7 protein-coding genes are annotated in these 8,286 nt (G+C 69.8%); 1 reads left to right on the plus strand and 6 read right to left on the minus strand.

What is annotated here, in order from left to right; all coding sequences use genetic code 11:
- The 6 genes from MJ777_RS18700 to MJ777_RS18725 all read right to left on the minus strand — a co-directional run.
- A partial coding sequence (locus MJ777_RS18700; RefSeq protein ID WP_239377294.1) for a 3-hydroxyacyl-CoA dehydrogenase NAD-binding domain-containing protein occupies positions 1 to 2,146 on the minus strand: 2,146 nt, incomplete at its 3' end.
- Entirely contained in the window at positions 2,143 to 3,390 is a 1,248-nt protein-coding gene (locus MJ777_RS18705; protein ID WP_239312620.1) for a thiolase family protein, read from the minus strand. The genes MJ777_RS18700 and MJ777_RS18705, both read right to left, overlap by 4 nt.
- A gap of 281 nt (positions 3,391 to 3,671) precedes the next feature.
- Positions 3,672 to 5,009: an HRDC domain-containing protein gene (locus MJ777_RS18710; RefSeq protein WP_239312622.1), complete on the minus strand. Its 1,338-nt coding sequence runs from the start codon at positions 5,007 to 5,009 to the stop codon at positions 3,672 to 3,674.
- Between the two features lie 215 nt (positions 5,010 to 5,224).
- Positions 5,225 to 5,848, minus strand: coding sequence for a DUF3000 domain-containing protein (locus MJ777_RS18715; protein WP_239312628.1), 624 nt, complete (start codon positions 5,846 to 5,848; stop codon positions 5,225 to 5,227).
- A 102-nt stretch (positions 5,849 to 5,950) separates the two neighbouring features.
- The gene (locus MJ777_RS18720; protein WP_239347185.1) at positions 5,951 to 6,208 is read right to left on the minus strand and encodes a hypothetical protein; all 258 of its coding nucleotides are present in this window, start codon (positions 6,206 to 6,208) and stop codon (positions 5,951 to 5,953) included.
- Between the two features lie 194 nt (positions 6,209 to 6,402).
- The gene (locus MJ777_RS18725; protein ID WP_239312624.1) at positions 6,403 to 6,801 is read right to left on the minus strand and encodes a DUF3817 domain-containing protein; all 399 of its coding nucleotides are present in this window, start codon (positions 6,799 to 6,801) and stop codon (positions 6,403 to 6,405) included.
- A gap of 301 nt (positions 6,802 to 7,102) precedes the next feature.
- Between MJ777_RS18725 and hemE the strand changes: the two genes are divergently transcribed.
- Positions 7,103 to 8,188, plus strand: coding sequence for a uroporphyrinogen decarboxylase (hemE, locus tag MJ777_RS18730; protein WP_239377295.1), 1,086 nt, complete (start codon positions 7,103 to 7,105; stop codon positions 8,186 to 8,188).
- Positions 8,189 to 8,286: the final 98 nt, after the last annotated feature.

The following is an 8,286-nucleotide window of genomic DNA, read 5'->3' on the forward strand; positions in this document are numbered from 1 at the left end:
AAATGGTTGCGACGCCCGGTGGGCTGAAACGACGGCCGGTGACCTTCTCGCTGATACCGGTGCGATCCAGGTAAGGCGTGATGCCACCGAGGTGGAACGGCCACCCGGCGCCGAGGATCAGGGACAGGTCCACATCGGCGGCTTCGGCGACGACGCCGTCGTCGAGCAGGATGCGGATCTCCTCGGCGAGTGCGGCCAGCGCCGCCTCCCGCACCTGCTCACCGGTCAGTACCGGGGTGTCACCGCCGGTCTGGACCCGCAGGAGCTCAGCCGCCTGTTGGTCGATCTTCCGTGAGTCTCCCGTCCCCGCGTGGACGTTGGCCCGGCCGGCGGCGACCAGCCGGGCAAGGCCCTCGGGCTTGCCGAAGCGGTCGGGATAGGCGGCGTGGAGGGTCTCGGCGACGTGGAGGACTATCGGCGGGCCGACCAGCTCAAGCAACGCCAGCGGGGACATCGGCAGGCCGAGGGGTTCCGGTGCCTGGTCGGCCTTGGCCGGGGGGGTACCGTTCTCGATCGCGCCGAGCACTTCGTCCATGAACCGGACGAGCAGGCGGTTGAGGGCGAACGCCGGAGTGTCGGTGGTGAGTACCGCGTTCTTCTTGAGTTTCTTCACAACCGCGAGGGTGGTCGCGATCGCCGCGTCATCGGTCTGCTTGCCTCGTACCACCTCGACCAACGGCAGCACGGCCACCGGGTTGAAGAAGTGCAGCCCGGCTACCCGCTCCGGATGCGTCAGCTCCGAGGCCATCGCGCTGATCGACAGCGCCGAGGTGTTGGTCAGCAGCAGGGCCGTCGGGCTGACAACCGCCTCCAGCTCGGCCAGCACCTTCCGCTTGACCGCGAGATCTTCGAACACGGCCTCGATGACGAGGTCGGCATCGGCGAACACATCCTTGGTCAGCGAGCCGGTCACGCTTGCCTTCAGCCGGGACGCCCTGTCCGGGGAGAGCTTCTTCTTGGCCAGCAGGTTGTCCATCTCGGCGTGGACGGCGGCCACACCGGCGTCGAGGCGGGTCTGGTCGATGTCGGTCAGGACGACCGGGACCTCCAGACGCTGGGCGAACAACGCCGCGAGCTGGCTCGCCATCAGGCCGGCGCCAACCACACCAACCTTGGTGACCGGGCGTGCCAGCGCCTTGTCCGGACCGCCGACCGGGCGCTTCGCCCGCTTCTGCACCAGGTCGAAGGCGTAGAGGCTGGCGACCAGCTCCTCGGTGACCGCGACGTCGGCGAGCGCGTCAGCCTCGGCCGCGAGACCAGCGTCGAGGTCGGCGGTCTCGGCGAGCTCGATCAGTTGCAGCGCACGGTATGCCGCGGGTGCCGCGCCGTGCAGCTTGGCGTCAGCCAGGGCACGGCCGCGGGTGACCGCGTCCGCCCAGGCCTGGCCGCGCCGCACCGGCGTCCGCGCGGCCGCCGGGTCGATCTCACCGCGGATGACCCGGCCGGCCCAGCGCAGTGCCTCCTCCAGAAAGTCCGCCGGTTCCAGCAGGACGTCCGCGAGGCCGAGCTCGGCCGCCTGACCGGCGTTGAGCATCCTGTTCTGGCTCAGCGGGTTCGCGACGGCGATGGTGACCGCGGTGTCCGCGCCGACCAGATTCGGTAGCAACTGGGTTCCGCCCCACCCCGGTACCAGCCCGAGGAAGACCTCGGGCAGGGCGAGCGTCCGGACCGCCGCGGACACGGCCCGATAGTCGCAGTGCAGTGCCAGTTCCAGGCCGCCGCCCAGCGCCGCACCGTTGACCAGCGCGAAGGTGGGCACTTTGCGGCCGTGCAAACGGCCCGCACCGATCCGGCGCATCGCCGCGTGCCCGAGTTCGCTGAACGCGTGGATGGCGGGCCGGACAGCCTGCGGATCGGTGAAGGAGGTCCGGAAGGACAGGTCGGCGCCGACGCTGAAGACGAACGGCTTACCGGTGACGGCGATGGCCGCCACAGCCGGGGCGTGCGTCTCGATCTCGTCCATGGCGGCGAGCAGGTTGCGTAGCCCGGCGGGGCCGAAGGTCGACGGCCGGGTGTGGTCCAGGCCGTTGTCCAGGGTGATGAGCGCGATCGGCCCGGCCACGTCAGGCAGCGTCACATAGCGGACGTGAGCCTGCGTCACCACTTCGCCCGGATACTCCAGGGCCGGCGTGTCGGTCGAGGTCATGCTGCCTCTCCTGTCCGGTCAGCCGCTTGCGAGGTGTTCGCGGCGGTGCCGAAGTGCGGGTTCGCCCAGATGGTCGTCGCGCCCATGCCGAGGCCCACGCACATGGCGGTGAGCCCGTAACGGACCTCTGGGTGCTCGGCGAACTGGCGGGCGAGCTGGGTCATCAGCCGCACGCCGCTGGCCGCCAGCGGATGCCCCAGGGCGATCGCGCCGCCGTAGGGATTCACCCGCGGGTCGTCATCGGAGATGCCGAAGTGGTCGAGGAAGGCCAGCACCTGGACAGCGAAGGCCTCGTTCAGCTCGAACAGGCCGATGTCGTCGATGGACAGGCCGGTGCGGGCCAGGGCCTTCTGGGTGGACGGGATCGGCCCGATCCCCATCACGTGGGGCTCGACTCCGGCGAAGCCGAAACCGACCAGCGACATCTTCGCCGTGAGGCCGAGTTCCTCGGCGACGTCCGCGGCGGCGAGCACGCATCCGGTCGCGCCGTCGTTGATGCCGGCCGAGTTCCCCGCGGTCACCCGGCCGTGGGGGCGGAACGGGGTCTTCAGACCGGCGAGCCCCGCCACCGTGGTGTCCGGGCGGGGTGGTTCGTCCGCTGTCACCAGCTCCCAGCCGCTTTCGGCGTGCCGGCCCGCGACCGGGACCAGATCAGGCTGGATCCAGCCGTTCGCGTATGCCTTGGCCACCTTCTGCTGGGACGCGAGCGCGTAGGCGTCCACCCGTGCTTTTGTGATCTTCGGGTAGCGGTCGTGGACGTTCTCCGCGGTCTGCCCCATGACCAGCGCGGATAGGTCGACCAGTTGTTCGGAGACGAAACGGGGGTTGGGGTCGACAGCTTCGCCCATCGGGTGGCGGCCCATGTGCTCGACCCCGCCCGCGATCGCGACGTCGTAGGCGCCGATGGCGATGGCCGACGCGGTGGTCGTGACCGCCGTGACCGCCCCGGCACACATGCGGTCGATGGCGTAACCGGGCACGGACCGCGGCAGACCGGACAGGATGCCCGCGGTCCGGCCGATGGTCAGGCCCTGGTCACCGATCTGCGTGGTGGCCGCGATCGCCACTTCGTCGATCCGTTCGGCCGGCAGCGACGGATTGCGTCGCAGCAGCTCACGGATGACCTTGACGATGAGATCATCCGAGCGTGTCTCAGCATAGACCCCCTTTGCCTTGCCGAAGGGGGTGCGGACACCGTCGACGAACACGACGTCGCGGACGGAGTCCCGGGCAGCTAGGAACACCTGTGCCTCCTGACAGCATTGCGGCGACTTCGGCCTCCGGCGGTGGCAAAAAATGATCGTGAAAAGCGATCGCACCGTCTTCGGCTCTGCGCGAGACCCGGACAAAGCCGGTGCCGACGTGGTTGCCGGCACACCGAAGCCTACGGCACTCTGTTACTCATGGGTAACCCCATACCCCGCTCCGCCGAGCTGACCGCGAAGCGGGGCCTTGGGCCTGCCGCGTCCCATCCGGTGCTACTGCCCCATCCGGTGCTACTGCTGCCCTATCCGGTGCTGCTGCCCTATCCGGTGCCGCCGTCGGCCGACGCGGCCGGATCCCGCCGCGGCGCAGGTTCGTCAAGCCGCTCTGGCGGTGCTGGCGGTGCCGACAGGCAGCTCGCGATCGGGCTGGCGGTGAGCTCCACCTGCCATGGCCGGGCGCCGCCCTTGCGCAGCAGCTCCGCGACGATCTCGACCGATGCGGGTGCCGCCGGTGGCGACCAGGCGAGCCGGCGGGCGAGGGCCGGCTCCAACAGGTTCTCCACCGGCATGCTCCGCTCGGCGGCGATGGCGCCCAGCTGGGCGCGTACCCGGACGAGCCGGGCTGCCGCCACCGGATCACGATCGGCCCAGCGGTTCGGCGGCGGTAGCCCGTCACCCCCGGGCGCGACCGCCGGCGGCAGCGTGTCCTCGGGCAGGCTGGCGGCTTCCCGCAGCGCGGTGAGCCAGGTCCGCGCGTTGCGGCGCAGCCGTGGGCCGGAGAAGATCGGTAGCCGGGTCAGGGCCTCGACGTCGGCGGGGTTGTTGAGGACCGCGTCAATGATCGCGCTGTCTGGCAGCACCCGGCCGGGAGCGATGTCCCGTTCGCGGGCGATCCGGTCCCGGGTCGTCCACATCGAACGGACCGCGGCGAGCTGGCGACGGTTGCGAACCCGGTGGATCCCGCTGGTGCGCCGCCACAGCTCCGGTCGTGGCTCACGGGGGGGAGCCGCGGCGATCGCGGCGAACTCCTCGCGGGCGAACCGCAGTTTGTCCTGGGCCGCAAGCTCGCCGTGCAGCGCGTCGCGCAGCTCGATGAGAAGTTCGACGTCGAGCGCGGCATAGCGCAGCCACGGTTCTGGTAACGGCCGGGTCGACCAGTCGGCCGCTGAGTGTCCCTTCTCGAGGGAAAAACCCAGCACTTTTTCGACCATGATCCCTAGTCCCACCCGCTCGTAACCGAGCAGCCGGCCGGCAAGCTCGGTGTCGAACAGCGCGCCCGGACGCAGACCGAGCTCGGCCAGGCAGGGCAGGTCCTGGCTGGCGGCGTGCAGCACCCACTCGGCGTCACCGACGGCCTGCTGGATGCGGACGAGGTCGGGCAGCGCGACTGGGTCGATGAGGTGGGTGCCGGATCCACGGCGGCGGATCTGGACCAGATAGGCCCGCTGGCTGTAGCGATACCCCGATGCCCGCTCGGCGTCGAAGGCCACCGGGCCGTTCCCGGCGGCCAGCCGTGCCGCGGCCGCATGTAGCGACGCCTCATCGACGATGACGGGGGGGATGCCTTCGGACGGCTCCAAGAGCGGCCGAGTGTGCTCCGCGCCGCCACCGGGATCTTGGTTTTGCTGGTGCGATGAATCCGGAACCGTCGACGTCACGATCGGCGATCGTACGTCCGAAGCAGGCGATGAGCAGGGCGCTCGGGCGGACGCGGCCCGACTAAATCGGTGTGGGTTCGTGATCGGCCTCGAGTTGAGCGATTAATTGCACTGTTAGTATCCATTTAAGTACGGAGAGTTCTCGACTGTGCCTTGGGAAAAGTGACGAAGATAACTGCCATGATCATAAATTCGGCTGGGTTCGCGGGGACTGCTCAGCCGCGGCGGGATGGCAGGGGCACGACTCCGCAGAGCCGCGGTGGCAGGCCGGCCATGGCGGTGAGCAGGTCCGCGAAGGCGTGCAGCTGGGCCACGGCCTCCGCTGGCCGCCAGCCACGGCGGCCAGCGGCACCGGTCGTCTCGGCCCAGTCCGGTGACCATGAGCAGCGCAGTTCCACGTCCGAGCTGTGACCGTCCGCCGCGAGAACACCGAACCGCCGCGAGTTCGTGATGGTCACGGTGCCGCCCAGCGCACGGTATGCGGCATGATTCGCCTCCAGCGCCTCGCACAGCCACGACCAGGCGACTTCGGGCAGGCACGGGTCTATCGCGATCTCTGTGTCGACGGCCGCTCGGGCATAGCAGACGAACCTCGCGGTGCCCTCCCAGGCGCTGTGCCCAGCCGGATCGAGAAGGAGGATCAATCGTCCGGAGGCCGCTTCGTCGTCGTCACGGGACAGACCACCGGCGATGGCGAACGCATACGGCGCGAGTCTGGCGGGCGCCTGGATCTCATGCAGGGTGATCTCTGCCGGAGCCCGCCCCAACGCGTCCCGTAGCGCGGACGTGGCGGCCACGAAGACCGGCGGCGCGCCCTCCGGAGACAGCGATGCGCCCATGGACGTCACGTTAGGACGTCCTGACCGTACGCGCGCGACAGCGGTCGGGCGACCGGGTGACCGGCCCGGACCCGCCAGAGCCGGCCAGAGCCGGCCGGCCGGTCAGGCGACATGGCGCGACCGGTGCCGGATCGGCTGGCCAGCGAACCGGCGCGGCGCTCGCGCGGATGTCCGCTCCGGCCTGGCGACGATCTGTCGCGGGTCGACGAACAGCGCTGTTCCGCAGTCGACGCATGCGCGTTCAGGACAGTCCATTCCGTGTCCGTCCACGCATGGTGGCTGCTCGAAACCGCGCGTGTCGCCGCACTCGGGGCACACCCGCTGGGTCAGCCCGTCAGCGCCCGCATGGGCCTGTTCCACCCGAACACCACTCCTAGGGCACGTCCCGTCAGGAGGGCGCGCGTGGACATCACGGACCCTCTCGTCCCATTCGGACCGTCCCTGACGGTGGCACGGACCAGCCGCAGAGCCACGTATTCGGGCTCGGCGTGTCGTGTATGTTCAAGTGTGTTCAGGTGGATACTTTTAGTGAAAATGGTGGATTGTGGGCGCTCTTAGGCCGCGGGGGTGCTTCCGGGCGCGGTCGGTGCGGGCGCGGCCGAGCTGTCCGCGGGCGTCCGTACGCGGCCGGCGACGGGCGGGCGCAGCCAGCGGCGTTCCACCGCATAGGGAGCGATGGGCAGGACGGCGGCGCCGAGCGCCAACAGCGTCTTCGACACCGGCCAGCGGTGGTCGCGGGCGACGGCGATCATTATCGCGCAGTAGGCGAGGAAGAGCCCGCCGTGGATCGGGCCGAGTACCCGGACCCCGCCGGGGTGGCCGGTGCCGTACTTGAGCGCGGTCGCGACCAGCAGGAGGAGGAAGGACGTCGCCTCGGCGACCGAGAGAACCCGCGCGGGTGCGAGCATCCGCGCGTCGCCCTCTTCGCCGCGGGGGCTATCGGCAGTTGGCATGTCCTGGCCTCCACGGTGCCTGTTGGTGCCCATCGCGGCGTAACCCCTCGGTACGGATCCGCTGGGGAGCGGCCGCGGGCGGATGTCCGCTACGTCAGGTCGGTTCACGGTCTGCCACATCTTTCTACGTCACGTCGAAGATAGTCGCGACCGGGAGGCCTGCCACGGCCGTTGTCGCGGGCTTCATTTTCCATTACTCTTCGTGAGAGCTTCGTCCCCCCTGGTGGGGCGTGACCGATGTCGCGGCGATTGAGGTCGCCGTCTGCGCAGCGGGCGCGTCCGGCATGCAACCATCGAGTCCATGTATTGCGTAGCGGTGCCCGGGGGTGAAACCTCGGGCGCGTCTGTTGGAGAGCCCGAACCGCGCGATGCGCTGTTCTTGCGGGCGTGTCGAGGCGAGCCCACCGAGCGCACGCCAGTGTGGTTCATGCGGCAGGCCGGCCGCGCGCTGCCGGAGTATCGTCGGCTGCGGGCCAACATCGCCATGCTCGACTCCTGTCGCGATCCAGCCATGGTGACCGAGATCACTCTGCAACCGGTGCGGCGTTTCCGCACCGACGCCGCGATCCTGTTCTCCGACATCGTCCTGCCGCTTGTCGCGATTGGTATGAACATCGACATCGTCGCCGGTGTCGGCCCGGTCGTCGCGGATCCGATCCGTGACCGAGCGGCGCTGAGCAGGCTGCGGCCAGTCACCGGCGATGACGTGCCGTATGTGGCCGACGCCGTCCGCACGCTCGTCGGCGAGCTCGGGCCGATCCCGCTGATCGGTTTCTCCGGCGCGCCGTTCACCCTTGCCAGTTACCTGGTCGAGGGCGGTCCCAGCCGGACGTATGCCCGCACCAAGCAGCTCATGTACACCGAGCCACGGCTGTGGCACGAGCTGCTGGGACGGCTCGCCGACATCGCCATCGGCTACCTGCGGGTCCAGGTTGAGGCGGGCGTCAGCGCCATCCAGCTGTTCGACTCGTGGGCCGGTGTACTGGACGAGGTCGACTACCGCCGTTATGTGCTTCCGCACAGCGAGCGCGTGCTTGCCGCATTCGCCGATGCCGGCGTCCCGCGCATCCACTTCGGGGTGAACACCGGCGAACTGCTCGGCGCCATGGCGGAGGCCGGCGCGGATGTCGTCGGGGTGGACTGGCGGGTCCCGCTGGACGAGGCCGCCCGGCGGATCGGCCCGATGCGTGCGGTCCAGGGCAACCTCGACCCGGCCGCCGTCTTCGCGCCGGCGGACGTCCTGGCGGACAAGGTCCACGACGTGTGCGTCCGTGGTGGCAAGGCCGGCGGCCACGTGTTCAACCTTGGGCACGGAGTGCTGCCCGAGACCGATCCTGGCGTGCTCGCCCACATCGTGGACCTGGTTCATGCGGCCTCCCCCGGATAGTGGCTCCGCCACCATCCGGGGGCCCCGGGCGCTGTGGTGGGCCGTTGTTGGGGGTTTGCTGATCCGCTTTGCGAATCAGCAATGGCAGCGGAGCTGGT

This window comes from Protofrankia sp. Cj5 (genome assembly GCF_917627405.1).
Classification (GTDB): domain Bacteria; phylum Actinomycetota; class Actinomycetes; order Frankiales; family Frankiaceae; genus Protofrankia.